Raw genomic sequence first — 21,476 nt, 5'->3', positions numbered from 1 at the left:
GGGTGTTCGGAAGAGGTTACAGCCGGCGTTTGCTGATCAGGCTTTTCTTGGTTTTTTCCAGCAGGCGGCTGGCCTGGTCGCCGCGTCGCAGCGCCACGCCCAGGGCCAGCACGTCAATGAGGGTCAGATGCGCCAGCCGCGAGATCATGGGGCTGTAGAGCGCGGTGTCTTCCTGGGTGTCGGCGCGCAGGATCAGGGTCGCCCGCTCGGCCAGGGGCGTGCCGGAGGCGGTCAGGGCAATGATCGGACAGCCATTGGCCCGTGCCAGGTCGACGGCGTCGAGCAGTTCGCGCGAACGGCCCGAGTGCGAAATGGCCACCAGCACGTCGGTGGGACCCAGCAACGAGGCCGCCATGGCCTGGGTGTGGCTGTCGGCGTAGGCGGCGACCGCCAGATCGAAGCGGAAAAACTTGTGCTGCGCGTCGGTGGCGACGATGCCGGAATTGCCTACGCCATAGAATTCGATGCGGCGGGCCTGCGTCAGCAGATCGATGGCCGATTCGACCGCGGCGGGGTCGAGCGCGTCGCGCACGCGCAGCAGGGCCGAGACGGCGTTGTCAAACACCTTGCCGGTCAGGCCGGCCACGCTTTCGTCGGGTCGCAGCGAGGAATGCACGTAGGGCACGCCGGTCATCAGGCTGGCGGCCAGTCGGACCTTGAAATCGGGCCATCCCGCGTGGCCCAGCGAGCGGCAGAAACGGATGACCGTGGGTTCGCTGACCTCGGCCGCCTGGGCGATCTCGCCGATGGTCATGCGCGCGACGTCGCCGGGATGGGCAATGGCCAGACGTGCAACGCGGGCGGCGGCGCGGCTCAGTCCGGGCAGACGGGCGCGCAACTCGGGCAGGATGGATGTGTTCATGTGGGCATCAGTATAAAGGCGGCATGCAGGCCACGAGGTGGCGGCAAGCCGCGACGTGGGCGCGGGTTGCGTGCCACAGGGACGGGATCGGGCGGGGCACTACGCCTGCGCCGGTCCGATGGATATTGCCGGCCTGGTGGATACAATGGGGCGCCAAGTTCCCTCTCCAGGCCTTTTCGCTCATGAGCCCTCATCCGCCGCGCAGCACGATCGCCGACGTGGCCCGCCACGCTGGCGTGTCCAAGGCCACGGTATCGCGGTTTCTCAACCACCGCGACACGCTGCTGTCGCCGGAAATCGCGCAGCGGGTCGAGGCCGCGATCGAGGCCCTGGCCTACACGCCCAGCCCGATGGCCCAGGCGCTCAAGCGTGGCCGTTCGCGGCTGATCGGTCTGGTGGTGGCCGACATCACCAATCCCTATTCGGTTGCCGTCCTCAGCGGGGCGGAGCAGGCCTGCCGCCAGGCGGGCTACCTGATGATGCTGTTCAATCTGGGCAACGAGCGCGAACGCGAAAGCGTGGGTCTGCAGGTGCTGTCCACCTACCAGGTCGAGGGCTTCATCCTGAACACCCTGGGTCTGGAGCAGGGTTCGGTGCTGGCGCCGGCCCTGCGGGGCCGGCCGGTGGTGCTGGTCGATCGCCTGCACCAGGGCCTGGAAGTCGATTTCGTCTCGCTGGACAACGTCCGGGCCATCGATGCCTGTCTCGATCATCTGATGGAGGCAGGCTATCGGGATTTCCTGTTCATCACCGAACCGCTGGGGGCCGTCAGTTCCCGCATCGAGCGCACTCGCGCCTACGAGGCCCGCCTGGCCGCCTTGGCGCCGGCGACTCAGGGCCGGTGGGTCGAGGCCGGCGCCCACGATCCGGACGGTCTGGTGCAGGCCTTGCGTGATTTTCGTGCGGGCGCGTCCCGACCGCCCGCCGTGATCGCGGGCAACGGGGTGGTGACCATGCGCATTGTGGCCGCCGTGACGACGCTGGGCTGGCGCCTGGGTCCGGATATCGGCCTGATCGGCATCGATGACACGCCCTGGGCGCCGTACGTCGGGCCGGGTATCAGTGCAGTGGCGCAGCCGACGGACGCGCTGGGCAATCTGGCGGCGCGCTGCCTGATCGAGCGCATCGACGGGCTGGCCGTGCCTGCGCGCGCGATCCGCTTGCCCGGGGCGCTGATGGCGCGGGGCTCGACGCGCCTGGCCCCGTAAACTCCGGGACCGGGACTCCAGGGTTAGCCCCGATTTTCGCCGATACCGTATTTCAGTATAATGAAACCGGTTTCATAAATGCGGATTTCCGGTAATCCCCATGAATTACACCTTCCAGTTCGGCCCGGTATTCCAGGCATGGCCGCTGCTGCTGCACGGCACCTGGATGACGATCCAGCTCTCGGGCCTGGCCATGCTGTTCGGCCTGGCCGTGGCCGTGTTGTGCGCCTGGGGCAAGACGTCCGGGCCGGCACCCGCGCGTGCGCTGATCCAGGTCTATATCGAGCTCATCCGCAACACGCCGTTTCTGGTCCAGCTTTTCTTTTTCTTCTTCGCCCTGCCGGCTGTCGGTGTGCGCTGGTCGCCCTACACGGCCGCGCTGGTGGCCATGACGGTCAATCTGGGCGCTTACGCCACGGAAATCGTGCGCGCCGGGATCGAGGCCATCCCCCGGGGCCAGATCGAAGCCGGCCAGGCCCTGAACCTGACGCGGGTCGAAATCTTCCGTTTCGTGGTACTGAGACCCGCGCTGCGCGCCATCTATCCGGCGCTCACCAGCCAGTTCATCCTGCTGATGCTGGCCTCCAGCGTGGTGTCGGTGATCTCGGCCGATGACCTGACCTCGGTGGCGGCCACCTTGCAGTCCGAAACCTTCCGCAGCTTTGAGATCTACATCGTCATCACGTTGATCTATCTGGCGTTGACGCTGTGCTTTTCTTACGTCTTTCGCTGGGTCCACGATCGCTACCTCCACTATCCGGACGGCCGCTCATGAGAACCTTCGGCTCCTCTGATTTCTGGTACATCCTGCAGGCCGCCCAGTGGACCGTGCTGCTCTCGCTCATCGCGTTCATCGGCGGCGGGGTGGTCGGGCTGGCGGTGGCCCTGGCGCGCACCGGCACGCACCGGGCCGCCCGGGCGCTGGCCACGGGATTCATCAAGGTGTTCCAGGGGACGCCGCTGCTGCTGCAGTTGTTCCTGGTGTTCTTCGGCGCACCGGTGATCGGCCTGGAAATCGACCCCTGGACGGCCGCCGCCGTGGCGCTGACGCTGAACGCCGGCTCGTTTCTGGGCGAGATCTGGCGCGGCTGCATCGAGGCCGTGCCGCGTGGCCAGTGGGAAGCCGCCGCCGCCCTGGGGCTGAATTACCGCGACCGCCTGCGCGACGTCATCCTGCCGCAGGCGCTGAAGATTGCCGTGCCGCCGACCGTCGGCTATCTGGTTCAGGTCATCAAGGGCACGTCGCTGGCGGCCATCATCGGCTTTACCGAACTGACCCGCGCGGGCCAGATCGTGAACAACGCTACGTTCGAGCCCATGGTGGTATTTTCCATCGTGGCAGTCCTGTATTTTCTGCTGTGCTGGCCGCTGTCGCTGCTGGCGGGGCGGATGGAGCGGCGCCTGGCACTGTCCCAGGCGAGCAGTTAAAGCATCCAGGTTTCGGGGCGGGTCCCGCCCCATTTCAGTGTCAACAGGCCTCAGGCCGACAAACTCACGGAGACGTTCCATGTTCAAGAACCATACCTTGCGCGGCATGTTGGGCGGCACGCTGCTGGCTGCCTGCGCCACCCTGGCCATCGGCCTGGCGCCCGCAGCCTCGGCCGAGACCATCGATCAGATCAAGCAGAAGGGCGAACTGACGATCGGCATGCTGGTCGATTTCCCGCCCTACGGCATCATGAATACCGAAAACCAGCCCGATGGTTACGACGCCGACGTGGCCAAGCTGCTGGCCAAGGATCTGGGCGTCAAGGTCAAGATCCTGCCGGTGACCGGCCCCAACCGCATTCCCTATCTGCTGACCGACAAGGTCGATCTGCTGGTGGCCTCGCTGGCGATCACGCCGGAGCGGGCCAAGCAGGTGCAGTTTTCGCATCCGTATTCGGCTGCGCAGATCGTCGTGTTCGGCGGCAAGGACCTGAAGGTTTCCGGTCCGGAAGGCCTGTCGGGCAAAAAGATCGGCGTGGCGCGCGCCAGCACCCAGGACATCGCCGTCACCAAGATCGCCCCGAAGGATGCCGACATCCGCCGCTTCGATGACGACGCCTCGGCCATGCAGGCCCTGCTGTCCGGCCAGGTCGACGCGATCGGTTGTTCCACCACGGTGGCCGCCGGCATCGCCAAGCGTGCTCCGGACCGCTTCGACAACAAATTCGTGCTGCTGCAGCAGGAAATGGCCGTGGCGATGCGGCCGGACCAGCCCGAAACGCTCAAGGTCGTCAACGAACTGGTCGATCGCAACATCCAGAACGGTGAATTCAGCAAGCTCTACCAGAAATGGCTGGGCTCGCCGCTGCCCGCACTGAAGCAATAATCTCGACCGATTCCCGACCGACCGCCATGACTGCGACCTCGCCCCGCAATACGCCTTCCGGCGACCCGATCATCCAGATCGAGAAGCTCAACAAATGGTATGGGCAGTTCCATGCCCTGACCGACATCGACCTGACGGTGGCCGCGGGCGAACGCATCGTGATTTGCGGGCCTTCGGGCTCGGGCAAATCCACCCTGATCCGCTGTATCAACGGCCTGGAAACCATCCGGGACGGGCGCATCGTGGTGGACGGCATCACCCTGGGCGCCGATGGGCGCGGGGTCGATGCCGTGCGGCAGGAGGTCGGGATGGTGTTTCAGCAGTTCAATCTGTTTCCGCACATGACGGTGCTGCGCAACTGCATGCTGGCGCCGATGCGTTCGCGCGGGCTGACGGCCCGGCAGGCCGAGGCCCTGGCGATGGAATACCTGTCGCGTGTGCGGATCGCTGAACAGGCGCATAAATACCCCAGCCAGTTGTCCGGCGGGCAGCAGCAGCGCGTGGCCATTGCCCGTGCGCTGTGCATGACCCCCAAGGTCATGTTGTTCGATGAGCCCACCTCGGCCCTGGACCCGGAAATGGTCAAGGAAGTCCTGGACACCATGATCGGCCTGGCTCGCGACGGCATGACCATGCTGTGCGTCACGCACGAAATGGGTTTTGCCCGCAGCGTGGCCGACCGGGTGATTTTCATGGCCGACGGCCAGATCATCGAGCAGGCGCCACCAGAGCAGTTCTTCAAGTCCCCGGGTCACGAAAAGACACGCGGTTTCCTCGGCCAGATTCTGAATCACTGAGGAGCGGGCATGATCAAGCAGATTCCGGTGCATGGTGCGCTGGTGTCCCTGACGTCGTTTGGCGCGGACGAGGTCCGGCGTCATGGTCAGGTCTGGTTCGCCCGTCTGGCCCGTACGGCCGGCGCCAACGGTGTCGAGGTGCGCGGCGAGCTGCTGCGCGAAGACGCGGCGGGTGAACTCGACGCGCTGGCGGCACTGGCCGCTGAAACCGGCCTGGCCCGCGTCTATTCCAGTCCGCAGGGGATGTGGGACGCGACCGGACGCTTTGATGCGGCGGCGGTCCACGAGGGGCTGGACCGCGCGTTCCGGCTGGGTGCCAGTTGGCTGAAAATGTCGATCGGCGGCTTCGCGCCGCGTGCACCGGCGGGCCTGGACGTCTTGCGGACTCTGCTGGTCGGTCATCCGGTCGAACTGCTGGTGGAAAACGACCAGACGGAATCGGCGGGTACCCTTCCGGCCTTGGCGGCGTTCTTTCGTGCTGCGGACGATGCAGGCGTGCCGCTGGGCATGACCTTCGACATGGGCAATTGGCACTGGGTCGGCGAATGTCCTCTGCGGGCGGCCGACGCGTTCGCGTCCCGGGTCCGCTACGTGCATTGCAAGGGGGCGCTGCGGCGTCCCGACCGCTGGGTGGCCGTGCCGCTGGAATCGTCCGCCGCGCCCTGGCGCGCGGTGCTGCGCGCGCTGCCTGCCACGGCGCCCCGGGCCATCGAATATCCCTTGATGGGCGAGGACCTTGCCCGAATCACTGGCCAGGCGCTGGATGCGCTGCGCCGATTGGAACAGCCTCTCTATGACAACAAGTAAATCGCTCGACGTCGTCACACTGGGCGAGGCCATGGTCATGCTGGTGGCCGGACAGCCCGGGCCGCTGGAGCAGGTGGAGACCTTTTACAAGCGCACGGCCGGCGCCGAGACCAACGTGGCCATCGGTCTGGCCCGCCTGGGCATGCAGGTCGGCTGGGGCAGCCGTCTGGGGCAGGATTCCCTGGGCCGCTATCTGCTCGACAGCCTGCGCGGCGAGGGCGTGGATTGTTCGCGTGTGGTCCTGGCCGCGGGTGAGCGGACCGGCCTGCTGTTCAAGGACCGGGTCCTGGACGGCAGCGATCCCAAGGTCGAATATCACCGCGCCGGTTCTGCGGCCAGCCGCATGTGTCCGGACGATGTGGACCGGGACTGGCTGCTGTCGGCCCGCCACCTGCACGCCACCGGGGTGTTTGCGGCGGTGTCGGCCGACAGTTTCCAGGTCACGAAGCGGACCATGCGCCTGATGCGCGAGGCCGGCCGGACCGTGTCCTTCGATACGAACCTGCGTCCCACGCTGTGGGCCTCGACCGAGGCCATGCGCGCTGGCGTCAACGAACTGGCCGCGCTGGCCGACTGGGTGCTCCCGGGCGTGGAAGAAGGTCTGCTGTTGACCGGCGAGCGCGCACCCGAGGCCATCGCGCGTTTCTACCTCGACCTGGGTGCGCGGCTGGTGGTCGTCAAGCTGGGTCCGGACGGGGCTTATTACGACGATGGCACGCACAGCGGCCACGTGCCGGCCAGTCCTGTGGAGCAGGTCGTGGATACCGTGGGCGCGGGTGACGGCTTTGCCGTGGGGGTGATCAGCGGCCTGCTCGAAGGCCTGTCTCTGGAGCGCGCCGTGGCGCGCGGCGCCTGGATCGGCGCGCGCGCGGTGCAGGTGCCGGGCGATACCGAGGGCCTGCCCACGCGGGCCGAATTGCAGGCGGCAGGGCTATAGCCCTGTAGTCCGCCGCCAGCGCGTATTTTCTGGGAGTCCCTGCATGCCGGTTCAAACGTCCCGTCAAACCGTTCTCGTCTACCGCGCTCTGCCCGAGCCGCAATTGGCGCGGATTCAGGCAGAGCACGAAGTCATCCAGGCCGATCCCCGGCGCGAGGATGAGCGCGAGGCGTTCTTCCAGGCGCTGGGCCGGGTCCAGGGCATGATCGGCTCCAGCGTGCGCCTGGACGCGGCGATGCTGGACCGGGCGCCCGACCTGCGGGTGGTGTCCAGCATTTCGGTCGGCGTCGATGCCTATCCGCTGGACGCGTTGCGCGAGCGCGGCATCGTGCTGTGCCATACCCCGGACGTGCTGACGGAATCCGTGGCGGATCTGCTGTTCGGCATGGTGCTGGCCACCAGCCGCCGGCTGTGCGACATGGCGAATCTGGTGCGCGAGGGGCGCTGGCTGCACAACGTGGGTCCTGCCGAATACGGTTGGGATGTGAACGGCAAGACCCTGGGCATCGTCGGCTACGGCCGTATCGGCCAGGCGCTGGCCCGCCGCGCGGCCCTGGGCTTCAATATGCCGGTGGTCTATCACAGTCGCCGTCCGGTCGACAGCGGCCTGCCGGACGGCAAGGCACGGGCCGTCGGTCTGGACACGCTGCTGGAAACAGCGGACTTCATCGTGCTGGTGCTGCCGTTGACCGAGTCCACGCGTGGCCTGATCGGTCCGCAGGCTTTTGCCCGCATGAAGCCCGGTGCGATCCTGATCAACGGCGCACGCGGCCCCATCGTCCAGGAACGCGCCCTGCTGGACGCCTTGGAGGGGGGGCGCCTGCGGGGCGCCGGGCTGGACGTGTTCGACGTTGAACCGCTGCCCCTGGATTCGCCGCTGCGCGGCCATCCGCGCATCCTGGCGCTGCCGCACATCGGTTCGGCCACGCACGAGACGCGCACCGCCATGGCTGCCATGGCGGTCGATAATCTGTTGATGGTATTGCGGGGCGAAGCCCCGCGCGCGGCTTATCCGCTCGCCTGACAAGCCCGGCTGAACGCGGGCGAAGCGTCAGCTCGTCGACAACGCGCAGGCTTCGCGGGCGAGGGCGGTGATGAGGTCCCATTGACCGGCCTGGATGGCGGCGGCGGGCGTCAGCCAGGAACCGCCGACACAGCCGACGTTGGACAGGGCCAGATACTGGGCGGCGTTGCCCGCGTGGATGCCCCCGGTGGGGCAGAAGATCAGATCGGGCAGGGGGCCGTGCCAGGCTTTCAGCAGCGCTGCGCCGCCCACGGCCTCGGCCGGGAACAGCTTCTGCACCAGAAAGCCCAGTTCGGCTGCCCGCATGGCCTCGGAGGCCGTCGCGACGCCCGGCAGGAAAGGAATGCCCGAATCCCGCACGGCGTGGGCCAGGTCTTCGGTCAGGCCGGGGCTGATGCCGAAGCGGGCGCCGGCGCGCACGGCGGCGTCCAGTTGCTGCGGCGTACGCACGGTGCCCGCGCCGACCACGGCGTCGGGGACCTGATCCTGAATGGCGCTGATCGCGTCCAGCGCGGCCGCCGAGCGCAGCGTGATTTCCAGCGTGCGGACCCCGCCCGCCACCAGGGCGCGGGCCAGGCTCACGGCCGAGTCTGGATCGTGTACCACGATGACCGGCATGACGGGGCTGAGTTCGATCAGTTCGAGTGCATTCATGAATGTCTGAGGCAGGGTGCCGAAAGAGAATATGTAGCCATTCTACAGATTAAAGGTCATATCATCGATAGTTTTTATAGTTTTGATTGTTTAGCTACTTTTTGGGATGGGCTGGCCACTGGAACCGGGCAGGCTTCGAGCCCATCGGATCCGGGGCGATGCATACCCTGTGGGCTAAAATCGCCCTCCATGAACTCACGCCCGCCCTTGTCATCGAACCCATGACCGGTCTTTTCACCGAAGCCCTGATCGCCCTGGTGCCGGCCGCCGGTATCGGCGCGCGTGCCGGCAGCCCTGACGGCCGGCCCAAGCAATACCGCGATCTGGGCGGTGAGCCCATGCTGCGCCGCACGGTGCGGGCTTTGCTGGCCGATCCGCGCATCGTGCAGGTGCGAGTGGCGGTGGCGCCTGGTGATCCCTGGGTGGATGCGGCCTTGGCCGGTCTGCCGCGTACGGTCTGGCGTCCTTGCGGCGGCCCTACGCGGGCCGAGACCGTGCGTGCCGCCCTGCAGGATGCGGATCTGGCGGATACCACCTGGGTGCTGGTGCACGACGCCGCCCGGCCGGGTCTGCCGGCCGATGCACTGGGCCGGCTGATCGATGCTTGTCAGGCTCAGGGCCGGGGCGGGCTGCTGGCCCTGCCGGTGGCCGATACGGTCAAGCAGGCCTGGAGCACACAGGCCGGTTGCGCCCGGGTGGCACGGACTCTGCCGCGCGAGGGGCTGTGGCTGGCGCAGACGCCGCAGATGTTCCGCACCGGGGAATTGCAGGCGGCGCTGGACGCATGCGCCGGTGATCCCCGGGTGACTGACGAGGCTTCGGCGGTGGAACTGGCCGGTGCCGCCGACCGTGCGCCGTTGCTGGTGCGCGGCGCACGGGCCAACGACAAGCTGACCTGGCCGGAAGATTTCGACTGGTTCGAGGACCGGTTGGCGGCGGGCCGTGTGCCGGCCAGCCGCTGAGCCCATCCCACGCCGGCGACCGCACGCATCTCACCCGGCCGTTGAGCAACATCCCATTGGAGCAATCCCATCATGACGTCCTCCTTTCCTTTCCGCATCGGCCAGGGCCACGATCTGCACGTGCTGGCCGAGGGCCGGCCGCTCATCCTCGGCGGCGTGCACATCCCCTACGAGCGGGGTCTGGTCGGTCATTCGGACGCCGATGCGCTGTTGCATGCAATCACCGACGCCGTACTGGGGGCGGCAGGGTTGGGAGACATCGGCCGGCATTTCTCCGACCGCGACCCGCGTTGGGCCGGGGCTGACAGCCGCCTGTTCCTGCGCGAGGCCGCGCGTCTGGCCCGCGAGGCCGGCTGGTCCGTGGTCAACGTGGACGCCACGGTGCATGCCCAGGCGCCCAAGATCGCGCCGCATGCGCCGGCCATGGTGGCCTGCATCGCCGCTGACCTGGAGATCGATCCGGCACTGGTCAACGTCAAGGCCAAGACCAACGAAGGTCTGGGCTATCTGGGGCGGGGCGAGGGCATCGCGACCAGCGCAGTGGCGTTGCTGGCGCGAATCTGAACCGCTTGCAAGCGGCGATGCGGGCGAGACCGGACACGGGGCAGTCCTTGCGGACTGCGCCGTGCCTGATCTACAGGGTGCCGCCCCCGATGGGACGGTTGCAGGCGCACAGACCTTCGGTCTGCAGTGCGTCCAGGACGCGCAGGGTTTCCTCGGGGCTGCGGCCGACGTTGAAGTTGTTGACCGCCACGTGCTGGATGATGTTGTCCGGATCGACGATGAAGGTGGCGCGCAGGGCGACGCCTTCGGATTTTTCGCGGATACCCAGCGGGTCCACCAGCGCGCCGGCCGTATCGCTGAACTGGTAGTGGTTGAGCTTGCCCAGTTCGGGGCTGTCGCGCCGCCAGGCGAGCTTGACGTATTCATTGTCGGTCGAGCCGCCCATGAGGACGGCGCCGCGTTCTTCGAATTCGTCGGCCAGGGCGTTGAAGCCGACGATTTCGGTGGGGCAGACCTGGGTGAAGTCCTTGGGGTAGAAGTAGATCACCTTCCATTTGCCGGGGAAGGACGATTCCGTGATGTCCTCGAAGGCTGAGACGCCGTTTTCCTCGTGCTGATTGAAGCCGGGTTTGACGCCGGTGACGCGGAAGGCCTCGAGCTTGTCGCCTATGGTTTTCATCGGGGCTCCTGAGATGAGTACGGCCATCGGGGCCGCCTCTCATTCTACGCCATTGGCTCCTTCCGCCGAGGCCGCCTGGCACAGCGCGGATGCGCCGCGTCAGGCTTTGCTCTGAGCCTTGGCCTTGGGGATCTCGATGCGCGCCAGCAGGCCCTGAGGTGCATTGGGCGCCAGGGTGAATTTCCCGCCCACCTGGCCCAGCAGCCGTTCGACGATGGACAAGCCCAGGCCGGCGCCGCTGACCCCGGTGCGGGCGGATTCGCCGCGCGCGAAGGGTCGCAGCAAGCGCTGAATGTCGGTCTGGGGGATGCCGACGCCCTGGTCGCGGACTTCGATGGTCAACTGGTTTCCGCTCTGGAAGGCGGCCAGGCTGATGCGGGCGCGTCCGTCGCTGGCGCTGCGGCCGTAGCGGCGCGCGTTTTCGATCAGGTTGCTGACGATGCGCTTGAGGTCATTGGCACTGATGCGCGCCTGCAGACCAGGCTGGATGGAGGCTTGCAATTCGCCCCCCAGGGACGCGGTGTGGCTGCGCTCGCGCTCGAACAGATCCTGCAGCGCCCGCGAGACGTCGACGCCGGTCTCCGGCACCTGACCGGCCGGCCGTGCGTATTCCATCAATTGGCCGATGCTGTGGTTGATCTGGGCCAGATCCTCGTCGATGGCCTGGCGTGCCTCGTCGGTCATGTGGCTCATCTCGATTTCCAGGCGAATGCGCGCCAGGGGGGTGCGCAGGTCGTGGGAAATCCCCGCCAGCATGATTTCCCGGTCGGCCTCGTTTTGCCGCAGGTCGCGCGCCATGCGGTTGAAGGCCATGTTCATGTCGCGGATCTCGATCGGCCCTTTTTCCGGCAGCGGCGTGGGCATTTCACCGCGCGCCAGTTGCTGGGCGACTTTGGCCAACTGGGCCAGGGGCTGGTTGATGAAGCGCACACTGATGGCCGCCCCCAGCAGCGCCAGCATCAGGGACGCCGCCACCCAGCCCAGCCATTCGCGGCCGGTCGTCAGGCGCAATTGGTCGCGGTCGAAGACCAGCCAGTACAGATCTTCGTTGATGTGGAAGCTGATCCAGATGCCGGGAGCCTGATTGACGGACCACATGACGGCCGTCTGGCTGCCGAGACGGGCACGGATCTCGCTGGACACGTTGTGCCAGTAGTCGGTGTGAGGCAGAGGTTCAAGGACGTCGGAGCTCTCGCGGGGCTGGACGCGCAGGCTTTCCTGGGTGGCCAGGTCCAGCAGCAGCGAGGGGCGCACGGCCGGGGCGGCGTACATCAGGGCCGAGCGCGTGACGCTGACCGTGGTGGCGATACGCTGCGCCAGTTGGGCGGCGCGGGGGCCTTCTTCGATGTTGAAGACGATCTGCAGCCATGCCCCCAGGCTGACCAGCATCAGGAAGGCGATCAGCAGGAAGGAACGGCTGAACAGCCCCAGCCGCAGCCGGGGCCGGTTGCCGTGTCGGAGCAGCCGTCTTAGGAAAGTCATGGGAGGGAAGATGCGCGCGGCCCGAAGGCCGCCAGGGGTTTATTTATTGCCGCCGGGCCGCCCCAAGGCAATAAGCGCCCCCTTGGGGGGGCAGCAAGCCGAAGGCGCAGCGTGGGGGCACTGTTACTGGCCGCCGTCGGGGACGAAGACGTAGCCCAGGCCCCAGACCGTCTGGATGAAGACCGGTTTGGAAGGGTTGGGTTCGATCAGCTTGCGCAACCGCGAGATCTGGACGTCCAGGCTGCGGTCGAAGGCTTCGTATTCGCGGCCCCGGGCCAGTTCCATGAGCTTGTCGCGCGACAGCGGGACTTTGGGGTGGCGGGCGAAGACCTTGAGTACGGAGAATTCGCCGGTGGTGATGGGGACGGCTTCGCCGCTGCGCGTCAGGGTGCGGGTAGACAGGTTGAGCACGTAGGGGCCGAATTCGACGGATTCGTTTTCCTGGCTGGGGGCGCCGGGGTGTTCCTCGGTGCCGCGGCGGCGCAGGATGGCGTTGACCCGGGCCAGCAGTTCGCGTGGGTTGAACGGCTTGGTCAGGTAATCGTCGGCGCCCATTTCCAGGCCGACGATGCGGTCGATTTCCTCGGCCTTGGCGGTCAGCATGATGATGGGCGTATTGTCGTGGTTGCCGCGCAGCCGGCGGCAGATGGACAGGCCATCTTCTCCCGGCAGCATCAGGTCCAGCACCAGGAGATCGAAATGTTCCCGTTGCCAGAGCTTCGCCATTTCCTTGGCGTCTTCGGCGACGTAGACATTGAAGCCCTGTTCGGACAGGTAACGGCGCAGCAGATCGCGCAGCCGGGGATCGTCGTCGACGATCAGGATCTTGCGGGTGAGGGTCTGGTTTTGCGTGTTCATGCGGAAAATGTAACAGGGTCAGGAGACGGGTTCCAGCGCTATCACAACAAATTACACAATAAGCGTTTGGTCTTTGTTTTGGAAGTGGGAAGGCCCCTTGGAGTCTCCTTTAAAATGTCGAAGCCATGGACGATTTTCACATTCTCTCGTTTGAAACATCAAGTACTTTGTGCGGCGTTGCGCTGCTGTCCCGAACGGGCGGCCGGACGCGGCTGCGTACGGCCCAGCACGAGGGCCGGAGCGCGCACGCCGAACGTATCCTGCCCATGGCGTGTGATCTGCTGGCGCAGGCCGGCCTGGATCGGCGCGCCCTGTCGGCGATCGCCTTCGGCCAGGGGCCGGGCGGATTCACCGGCCTGCGCGTGGCCTGTGGGGTGGCCCAGGGCCTGGCCGTGGCGCTGGACGTCCCCGTGCTGCCGGTCGATTCCCTGTGCGCGGTGGCGCTGCAGGGGGCTGGCGAGGAGCCGGCCGGGGTCCATGTGGTGCTGCAGGACGCGCGCATGAACGAAGTCTATGCCGCCGTCTACCGGGCCGATGGCGCGGGCTGGGTCACGCTGCAGGCGCCGGCCCTGCTGGCGCGCGCCGACGTGGCGGCCTGGGCCACCCGCGAGTCGGCCGGCTGGGGCATGTGGGCCGGGGGCGGCTGGGTGGTGCATGGCGATGCGCTCGACGTCTTTCCCGGCCTGGACCTCGAACTCGAAGCCTTGGGGGGGCGGCGCGGGTCCACGCTGTCCGACAGCGTCCACGCCCAGGCCGGCACCATCGCCCGACTGGCGGAACAGGCCTGGCGGGAAGGACGCGCGGTGGATGCCGCCCTGGCCTCGCCCGCCTATGTGCGCGACAAGGTCGCCTACACCACGGTCGAGCGCGCCGGCGGGCTGGGGGGCAATCCCCTGGTCGATGCCGCGACCCTGACCCTGCACGACATGATGCCGGCCGACGTCGACGAGGTTGCCGCCATCGAAGGCCGGGTGCAATCCTTTCCCTGGACCCGCAAGAATTTCGCCGATGGCCTGGCCGCCGGCTATCGTGGCTGGGTGGTGCGCCGCATGGGTGCGCTGCTCGGCTTCGCCCTGGTGATGGACGCGCCGGACATGGCGCACCTGTTGGTCATCGGGGTGCGCCCGGACGCCCAGCGCCAGGGCGTGGGCGCGCGGCTGCTGCGCCGTTGTGTCGACCATTGCCGCCAGACCGGCCAGTCGGCCCTGACGCTCGAAGTCCGCCCCAGCAACGAGAGCGCCATCGCTTTCTATCATCAACACGGATTTGTCCAGGTCGGCTTGCGGCGGGGCTATTACCCGGCGGTCCAGGGTCGCGAAGACGCCTGGATCATGACTTTGACGCTGGCGGCGGACGCTACCCAAGGAAACGCCGGGCCGCCCCAAGTTTCCTTGACCCCCTCGGGGGGCGGGCAGGGCATCGCCCCCCGGCCCTGGGGGCGCTCATGACGCCGCGCCTGCTGCGCCCGGGCCAGATCGCCTGGCTGGCCGAGATCGGTCTGAGCACCCATTGGCTGGCGACGCGCCCGGAGCCCCCTGTGGGCGAGGATGCCGCCGCGCCTCAGGCGCGTGTGCCCGAGTCGGCGCTTTCTGCTAAGTCCGCTGAATTTGCGCCGGCCGGTCCGCCGCCCGTCGCCGATGTTCGCCCGGCCGGCCGGCCGGAATCCGGCACACCGTCGACGGCGCCCGGCCTGACGCGGGTGCGCGCCCCGGCGGGGCTCGCCGTGCCACCCGGCCCGGCACCCGATGCCGTCGCGCCGCAGGCCTGTCCGGATTTGTCCGCGCTGGATGCCGCAGTCTCGGTCTGCGTCGGGTGTGCGCGACACACTCAGCGCGTCCGGGCGGTGCCGGGGACGGGACAGGCCGACCGGCCGTACTATCTGATCATCGGCGAGCAGCCCGGCATGGAGGATGACGCCAGCGGCCTGCCGTTCCAGGGCGACCCGGGCCGCCTGCTGACGGCCATGCTGGCGGCCGCACGCCTGCCGCATGCCGACTCGGTCTACCTGGCTCACGGAGTGAAATGCCGCGCCGTGGGTGGCCGGGAGCCGTCTCCCCAGGACATCGCCGCCTGCCTGCCCTGGCTGCACCGGCAGATCGCCCTGTTGCAGCCGCGCTGGATTCTGGCGCTGGGCCGGGTGGCCGCGCGGGCGGTGATCGGAACGGACAAGGATCTGGACGAACTGCGCGGCGGCCCGCATCGGTACCTGCCCGATCAGGGCGAACCGATCCCGGTCTGGGTCACGCATCAGCCTTCGTCGCTGCTGGTGCGCTCTGCCTGGAAAGCCGAAGCCTGGCGCGATCTGGCCGGACTGGCTGCCGCCGTGCGCGAGGCGGACGGCGGCGTTGAATCACGTTGAATCAATGGAGCGCCGTCCCGTGCCCGGTCTGGCCGATCTGTTGGCTCAGTTCGGGTTGGGCGCGGTGGTTGAGCCGGTTCCAGTGGATGAAGACCAGCATCAGGCAGGCCACCAGGATGCCGAACAGGGCGATGATCAGGTTGATGGACAGACCCAGCCACAGCATCAGGCTGTACATGGCCAGCATCAGCAGGATGTTCAACTGCTCGTTGAAGTTCTGCACCGCGATCGAATGTCCGGCCGACAGCAGCACGTGGCCGCGGTGCTGCAGCAGCGCGTTCATCGGAACCACGAAAAAGCCTGACAGGCCGCCGATCAGCAGCAGCAGGCAGTACACCGTCCAGGGCGTGTAGACGGCCGGCATCAGCAGCACCACCAGGCCCATGACCACGCCCACCGGCAGGACTGCCAGCGCGCGGCGCAGCGGTACCCGGCCGGCGCAGATCGCGCCGATCACCGTGCCGAAGGCGGCCACGCCCATCAGCACGGACGCCTGATCCAGACGGTAGCCCAGGTGCTGGGCACCCCATTCGATGACGATGAATTGCAGCGTCGCGCCCGCCCCCCAGAACAGCGTGGTGACCGCCAGCGAAATCTGGCCGAGCTTGTCCGACCACAGAATGCGGACATAGCGGGCGAAATTGCGGATCAGTGCCGTCGGATGCGTCTGCTGGCGGGGGTAGAAGGCATGGGTGTCGGGGATCAGCAGATTGCACAGCGCGGCGGCGATGTAGACCAGTCCGATCATCAGGATGGCGCTTTGCGCGGCGTTGTCGACCAGGTTGTCCACCCAGGCCAGCGACATCAGCCAGGTCGAGACCGACGGGCTGATCAGCAGTCCGCCCAGCACCGTACCGACAATGACCGACAGCACGGTCAGGCCTTCGATCCAGCTATTGCCCTTGACCAGCATTTCGGGCGGCAGCATTTCGGTGACGATGCCGTATTTGGCTGGGGAATAGGCGGCGGCGCCGATGCCGACGACGGTGTAGGCGGCGAAGATCAGGATCAGTTGCTGATCGTGAGCCAGGCCGAAAGCGCCGTAGCTGAACATCAGCAGACAGCCGCAGGTCTTGAGCGCATTGGTGGCGAACATGACCCGGCCCTTGGGAAAGGCGTCGGCGAAGGCGCCGACGAAGGCCGCCAGCACGACATAGGCCAGGGCGAACCACCACTTCATCATGGGGGCCATCCAGTCCGGGCCACTGAGGTCGGCGATCAGCCCGATGGCGGCGATGAGCAGGGCGTTGTCCGCAATGGACGACAGCGCCTGCGCGGCCATGACCATGAAAAAGCCCTTGTTCAAGCGAGGACCCCGAAGTGGTTGACGAAAAGGTCGGCTGCCGTAAGGCACCCTCGTAAAAAAGAGTTGCAGTATAGCGGGTTGCGGGTCAACTGGCGGGGGTGCGCGCAGGCGGCTGCCCGTGTCTGGTGCGTTATCATACGCTGTCACTCACGCGCCTCGATTTTTCGTTCGCCCCAGCACCGTGCGCCTCACGCAGATCAAACTTGCCGGATTCAAGTCCTTCGTGGATCCGACCGTGATTCCCACGCCCAGCGAGCTGGTCGGCGTGGTGGGTCCCAACGGCTGTGGCAAGTCCAACATCATCGACGCCGTGCGCTGGGTTCTGGGCGAGACCAAGGCGTCCGAATTGCGCGGCGCCTCGATGCAGGACGTGATCTTCAATGGTTCCGGCCAGCGCAAACCGGCCGCGCGCGCCTCGGTCGAACTGGTGTTCGACAACGTCCAGGGCCGGGCGGCGGGCCAGTGGTCCACCTTCGCGGAAATTGCCGTGCGCCGGGTGCTGACTCGCGACGGCGCCAGCAGCTACTTCATCAATAATCAGGCGGTGCGCCGCCGCGACATCCACGACATCTTCCTGGGGACCGGGCTGGGCGCGCGCGGTTATGCCATCATCGGCCAGGGCATGATCAACCGCCTGATCGAGGCGCGTCCCGAAGAACTGCGCGTCTATCTCGAAGAAGCCGCCGGGGTGTCGCGCTACAAGGAACGCCGCCGCGAAACCGAGAACCGCCTGGGCGACACGCGCGAAAACCTGACCCGCCTGGACGACATCCTGCGCGAACTCGCCAGCCAGCTCGACAAACTGGAATCCCAGGCCCGGGTGGCGGCCGATTACCGGGCGCTGCAGGCCGAAGGCGAACTCAAGCAGCACGCCCTGTGGCTGCTGCGCGAGCAGGCCGCCCGCGAAAGCCGCCAGTCCCTGGCCGTGGACACCGAACGCGCTCAGACCGAACTGGAATCCGCCGTGGCCGGGCTGCGCGCTTTGGAATCCGACCTGGAAACCCGCCGCGCCGCGCATTTCGAGGCCAGCGAACGAGTCCACCAGACGCAGGGCCGCCTGTTCGAAGCCGGCGCCCAGGTCAGCCGCCTGGAAGCCGAGATCCGCCATGTGGTCGATTCGCGCAACCGCCTGCAGGTCCGGCGCACCCAATTGCAGGCCCAGCAACAGGAATGGGGCGACCAGCGCACGCACAGTCAGGCCTCGATCGAGGACACCCAGGCGCAGATCGAGGAAGCCGAGGCCCGGGCGGAGCAGTTGGCCGAACAGGCGCAGCACGCCCAGGACGGTTTGCCCGAACTCGACGCCCGGTTGCGCGATCTGGCGGCCCGGCGCGACGAGGATCGTCGGGCGCTGGCGCGCACCGAACAGGATCTGGCGCTGGCGGCGCAGTCCCAGCGGGACGCCGATGGCCAGTGGCGTGCCCTGGAAGACCGCCGTGCGCGACTGGACGACGAGCGCGCCGCCCTGGGGGCGCCCGATCCGGCTGAGTTGCAGCGCTGGGCGGGAGAATGCACCGTTGCCCAGGAACACCTGGAAGAGGCCCAGGCGCGTCTGCTGGAACTCGAGTCCCGTCTGCCGGACCTGGAGCTCGCCCGGAACGAGGCGCTGCAGGCCAGCCAGGCGGCCCGGCTGGATCTGGAAAAGCTGGACGCACGCCGCCAGGCCCTGATCGCGCTGCAGGAAAAGATCCAGTCCGAGGACGCGCTGGAACCCTGGCTGCAACGCCAGGAACTGGGTGGTCTGACGCGCCTGTGGCAGCAGTTGCAGGTCGATGCGGGCTGGGAAACCGCCCTGGAAGCCGTGCTGCACGAACGCATGAATGCGCTGGGCCTGCGCACGCTGGACCACGTGCGCGCCTTCGCCCAGGATGCGCCGCCTGCGCGCCTGGCTTTTTATCAGACGCCCGGCGCCGCCGGGCAGCCTGCGGCGTCAGGGCCGGACGCGCCGCGCCTGCTGGATTTCGTTCAGACGCGTGATGCCGCCTTGCAGGCCCTGCTGGCCGTGTGGCTGCGCGACGTGCGCGTGGCCGACGACCTGGGGACCGCCATCGCCCGGCGCGGCGAACTGCCGCCGGGCGGTGTCTGGGTGCTGCGCGATGGCCACCGGGTCGACGCGTGCAGCGTACGTTTTTATGCGGCCGACTCCGATCAGGCCGGCCAACTGGCGCGCCGCCAGCAGATCGACAATCTGGCTCTGGAAATCCGCGCCGCGCAGTTGATCGCCGACCAGGCCCTGGATGCCCACGCTCAGGCCGACGCCGCCTGCCGCAATCTGACCCAGGCGCTGCAGCCCGCGCGCCAGCAGATCGCCGAGCGCATGCGGGCGCAGCATGACGCCCAGATCCGCCACCAGCAGCTCAGCCAGCAGGCCGCTCAGTCCGATGAACAGTCCCGCCGCCTGGACCGTGACCTGAAGGAACTGGCCGAACAACAAGCCGGACTGGACACCCGGCGGGCCGAATCCGAGGCACGCTTCGAGTCGCTGGACCAGGTGCTGGCCGAACAGCAGGAACGTCTGGCAGAACTGGACTTGCAGGCCGAGGACCTGTCCCGGCAGGCCGAGCAGTTCCGCCAGCAGGGCCGCGATCAGGAACGCGCCGCCCAGGAAGCCGAATACACCGTGCGCACCCTGCGCCACCGGCTGGACGAATTGCGCCGCACCCTGCAACTGGCCGAAGACCAGGCCCGCCGCTCGGGCGCCGAACTCGAATCCCTGCAGGGCGAGCTGTTCGATCTGGACGAGTCCATGGCTCAGGCCGGCCTGCAGGACGCGCTCGAAGCCCGGGCGGCGTGCGAAGAAGCCTTGCGCGAGGCACGGCTGAGTCAGGATCAGGCCGCCGCCGTCCTGCGCGAGGCCGACGAGGGCCGCCTGACGCTGGAACGCGGTCTGGACCCCCTGCGGGCGCGCATCACCGAATTGCAGCTCAAGGAACAGGCTTCGCGCCTGTCGGTCGAGCAGTTTGCCGAGCAGCTCGACGCCCGTCAGGTGGACCGCGACGCCTTGCGCCGCCACCTGGACGAACAGCCGCCTCAGTGGCGGCGTCTGGACTGGTTGCAGTCCGAGGTCCAGCGCATCACGCGCAACATCGAATCGCTGGGTGCCGTGAACCTGGCGGCGTTGGACGAACTGACGGCGGCGCGCGAGCGCAAGGGTTTTCTGGACGCTCAGCACGCTGACGTGCTGGCGGCCATCGAGACCCTGGAAAACGCCATTCGTCGCATCGACCGCGAGACCCGCGAACTGCTGTCGCAGACTTTCGAGACGGTCAACGGCCATTTCGGTGAACTGTTTCCGCGTCTGTTCGGCGGCGGCGAGGCGCGCCTGACCATGACCGGCGAGGAAATCCTGGACGCCGGGGTGCAGGTCATGGCCCAGCCGCCGGGCAAGCGCAACAGCACCATTCATCTGTTGTCGGGCGGTGAAAAGGCCCTGACGGCGACCGCGCTGGTGTTCGCCTTGTTCAAACTCAATCCGGCGCCGTTCTGCCTGCTCGACGAGGTCGATGCGCCGCTGGACGACGCCAATACCGAACGCTACGCGAACCTGGTGCGCGGCATGAGCGACCAGACGCAGTTTCTGTTCATTTCACACAATAAAATTGCCATGCAGATGGCCCGGCAACTGGTCGGGGTGACCATGCAGGAACAGGGCGTGTCGCGGATCGTGGCCGTGGACATGGATTCAGCCCTGCAATGGGCGGCCGAGACGGCCTGAGCGAATAAGAGGACTTTATGAGCGATTTGCAGATCTTGCTGATTTCGATCGGGGTGGCGCTGATCGTCGTCGTCCTGCTGTACAACACCTGGCAGGACTGGCGGGCGCGACGCAGCATGCGTCAGTCGCTGCCGGAGGCCGGCCACGACGTGCTGATGCGCGACGCGGAACCGAGGCGCGAGCCGGGTCTGTGGCCGACCGGCCGCCCTGCCGCCGACGACAGCCCTGAGGCCGATCCTGCCTGCGAGGCCGTCATCGACATTGCCCTGGCCCATCCTGTGGCGGGCGAGTCCCTGGCCGAGGTCTTGCGGGCCATCGGCCGCGTCGGCAAGAAGCCCGTGCGCGTATTCGCTGAACGCGAGGGCGGCGGCCACCGCGGCGGGGCGCTGCCGGGCGAATCCTACGTGTCGCTGCAACTGGCGGTGGTGCTGGCCAACCGCAGCGGTCCGCTGACGGCCATCGAATGGTCCAATCTGTGGACGCTGGCGCAGAATCTGGCCGAACGCTTCGAAGGTCTGATCGAGGCCCCGGATCAGGACACGGTGCTGCGCCAGGCGGCGGATCTGGACGCGCGCTGCGCCGCCATGGACGCCCAGGTCGGACTGATCCTGCAACTGGCTCAGCCACGCGCGGTGGCGGCGATCGCCCAGTCGGCCGCCGAGGTGGGCTTCGTCCAGGCGCGCGGGCAGTGGGCCTGGATGGCGGAAAACGGGCTGCCGCGTTTCGCCTTGCAGGTCGAGGCCCCGGAAGGCGAAGCCGCGCACCGCGTCGATCTGGTCCTTGACGTGCCCAACAGTCTGCCTGACGATCAGGCCTTCAGCCGCATGGTGACCGTGGGCCGCGACCTGGCTGCGCGCCTGGACGCCCACGTGCTGGACGACCAGGGCCGCACCTTCCAGGACGACTCTGCGCCTGCCATCGACCGGCAGATCAGCGCTCTGTATGATCAACTGGATCAGGCGGGTTTTCTGGCCGGCACCGACCGCGCGGCGCGGGTGTTCTCGTGAC

At 67.5% G+C, this 21,476-nt stretch carries 20 protein-coding genes; 14 read left to right on the top strand and 6 right to left on the bottom strand.

The window, feature by feature from the left end:
* Positions 1–16 precede the first annotated feature (16 nt).
* Entirely contained in the window at positions 17–862 is an 846-nt protein-coding gene (gene hexR / locus WA983_RS01655; protein WP_424311513.1) for a transcriptional regulator HexR, read from the bottom strand.
* 182 nt (positions 863–1,044) lie between these two features.
* Here hexR and WA983_RS01650 point away from each other — a divergent pair, with 182 nt between their 5' ends.
* From WA983_RS01650 to WA983_RS01615, 8 genes are all read left to right on the top strand, one after another.
* Positions 1,045–2,070 carry a LacI family DNA-binding transcriptional regulator gene (locus WA983_RS01650; RefSeq protein ID WP_424252018.1) on the top strand — a complete coding sequence of 342 codons (1,026 nt, stop codon included), beginning with the start codon at positions 1,045–1,047 and terminating at the stop codon, positions 2,068–2,070.
* 100 nt (positions 2,071–2,170) lie between these two features.
* A complete protein-coding gene (locus tag WA983_RS01645; protein ID WP_424252020.1) occupies positions 2,171–2,845 on the top strand; it encodes an amino acid ABC transporter permease in 675 nt (224 codons plus the stop codon).
* A complete protein-coding gene (locus tag WA983_RS01640; protein WP_424252022.1) occupies positions 2,842–3,498 on the top strand; it encodes an amino acid ABC transporter permease in 657 nt (218 codons plus the stop codon). The genes WA983_RS01645 and WA983_RS01640 overlap by 4 nt, the downstream gene beginning before the upstream one ends.
* A gap of 79 nt (positions 3,499–3,577) precedes the next feature.
* Positions 3,578–4,384: a transporter substrate-binding domain-containing protein gene (locus WA983_RS01635; RefSeq protein WP_424252024.1), complete on the top strand. Its 807-nt coding sequence runs from the start codon at positions 3,578–3,580 to the stop codon at positions 4,382–4,384.
* A gap of 26 nt (positions 4,385–4,410) precedes the next feature.
* Positions 4,411–5,181: an amino acid ABC transporter ATP-binding protein gene (locus WA983_RS01630; protein ID WP_424252026.1), complete on the top strand. Its 771-nt coding sequence runs from the start codon at positions 4,411–4,413 to the stop codon at positions 5,179–5,181.
* Positions 5,182–5,190: 9 nt separating this feature from the next.
* Positions 5,191–5,988 carry a TIM barrel protein gene (locus WA983_RS01625; protein WP_424311512.1) on the top strand — a complete coding sequence of 266 codons (798 nt, stop codon included), beginning with the start codon at positions 5,191–5,193 and terminating at the stop codon, positions 5,986–5,988.
* Positions 5,975–6,925: a sugar kinase gene (locus tag WA983_RS01620; protein ID WP_424311511.1), complete on the top strand. Its 951-nt coding sequence runs from the start codon at positions 5,975–5,977 to the stop codon at positions 6,923–6,925. The genes WA983_RS01625 and WA983_RS01620 overlap by 14 nt, the downstream gene beginning before the upstream one ends.
* A 43-nt stretch (positions 6,926–6,968) precedes the next feature.
* Positions 6,969–7,949, top strand: a complete 981-nt coding sequence (locus WA983_RS01615) for a 2-hydroxyacid dehydrogenase (protein ID WP_424251464.1) — start codon at positions 6,969–6,971, stop codon at positions 7,947–7,949.
* Positions 7,950–7,976: 27 nt separating this feature from the next.
* Here WA983_RS01615 and eda read toward each other — a convergent pair whose 3' ends face one another.
* Complete coding sequence (gene eda, locus WA983_RS01610; protein ID WP_424251466.1) at positions 7,977–8,603, bottom strand: bifunctional 4-hydroxy-2-oxoglutarate aldolase/2-dehydro-3-deoxy-phosphogluconate aldolase; 627 nt, start codon at positions 8,601–8,603, stop codon at positions 7,977–7,979.
* Positions 8,604–8,824: 221 nt separating this feature from the next.
* Here eda and ispD point away from each other — a divergent pair, with 221 nt between their 5' ends.
* Positions 8,825–9,565, top strand: coding sequence for a 2-C-methyl-D-erythritol 4-phosphate cytidylyltransferase (gene ispD / locus WA983_RS01605; RefSeq protein ID WP_424311516.1), 741 nt, complete (start codon positions 8,825–8,827; stop codon positions 9,563–9,565).
* 72 nt (positions 9,566–9,637) lie between these two features.
* Positions 9,638–10,129, top strand: a complete 492-nt coding sequence (ispF, locus tag WA983_RS01600) for a 2-C-methyl-D-erythritol 2,4-cyclodiphosphate synthase (RefSeq protein ID WP_424249892.1) — start codon at positions 9,638–9,640, stop codon at positions 10,127–10,129.
* Between the two features lie 70 nt (positions 10,130–10,199).
* Here ispF and WA983_RS01595 read toward each other — a convergent pair whose 3' ends face one another.
* The 3 genes from WA983_RS01595 to ompR form a co-directional block, all read right to left on the bottom strand.
* Positions 10,200–10,748: a peroxiredoxin gene (locus WA983_RS01595; protein ID WP_376812762.1), complete on the bottom strand. Its 549-nt coding sequence runs from the start codon at positions 10,746–10,748 to the stop codon at positions 10,200–10,202.
* Positions 10,749–10,847: 99 nt separating this feature from the next.
* Positions 10,848–12,230, bottom strand: coding sequence for an ATP-binding protein (locus WA983_RS01590; protein ID WP_424249890.1), 1,383 nt, complete (start codon positions 12,228–12,230; stop codon positions 10,848–10,850).
* A gap of 123 nt (positions 12,231–12,353) precedes the next feature.
* On the bottom strand, positions 12,354–13,088 hold the full coding sequence (gene ompR / locus WA983_RS01585; RefSeq protein WP_376812764.1) for a two-component system response regulator OmpR: 735 nt from the start codon (positions 13,086–13,088) through the stop codon (positions 12,354–12,356).
* A gap of 125 nt (positions 13,089–13,213) precedes the next feature.
* Between ompR and tsaB the strand changes: the two genes are divergently transcribed.
* Both tsaB and WA983_RS01575 read left to right on the top strand, forming a co-directional pair.
* On the top strand, positions 13,214–14,536 hold the full coding sequence (tsaB, locus tag WA983_RS01580; RefSeq protein WP_424311510.1) for a tRNA (adenosine(37)-N6)-threonylcarbamoyltransferase complex dimerization subunit type 1 TsaB: 1,323 nt from the start codon (positions 13,214–13,216) through the stop codon (positions 14,534–14,536).
* Positions 14,533–15,447 (top strand): uracil-DNA glycosylase family protein, encoded by a 915-nt coding sequence (locus WA983_RS01575; protein WP_424311509.1) that lies wholly within the window; start codon positions 14,533–14,535, stop codon positions 15,445–15,447. Before tsaB ends, WA983_RS01575 begins: the two co-directional genes overlap by 4 nt.
* A 1-nt stretch (position 15,448) precedes the next feature.
* Here the strand turns inward: WA983_RS01575 and lplT are convergent, their stop codons facing one another.
* Complete coding sequence (gene lplT / locus WA983_RS01570) at positions 15,449–16,753, bottom strand: lysophospholipid transporter LplT (protein ID WP_424250966.1); 1,305 nt, start codon at positions 16,751–16,753, stop codon at positions 15,449–15,451.
* 181 nt (positions 16,754–16,934) lie between these two features.
* On the opposite strand from lplT, the gene smc reads away from it, so the two are divergent.
* Positions 16,935–20,468 carry a chromosome segregation protein SMC gene (smc, locus tag WA983_RS01565; protein ID WP_424250963.1) on the top strand — a complete coding sequence of 1,178 codons (3,534 nt, stop codon included), beginning with the start codon at positions 16,935–16,937 and terminating at the stop codon, positions 20,466–20,468.
* Positions 20,469–20,485: 17 nt separating this feature from the next.
* Positions 20,486–21,475, top strand: a complete 990-nt coding sequence (locus WA983_RS01560; RefSeq protein ID WP_424250961.1) for a cell division protein ZipA C-terminal FtsZ-binding domain-containing protein — start codon at positions 20,486–20,488, stop codon at positions 21,473–21,475.
* Position 21,476 lies beyond the last annotated feature (1 nt).

Origin of the sequence: Castellaniella sp. (assembly GCF_049650445.1) — a bacterium.
GTDB lineage: Bacteria > Pseudomonadota > Gammaproteobacteria > Burkholderiales > Burkholderiaceae_B > Castellaniella.
The sequence above is the reverse complement of the archived record's forward strand: the minus strand, read 5'-3'. Positions and strand labels throughout refer to the sequence as shown.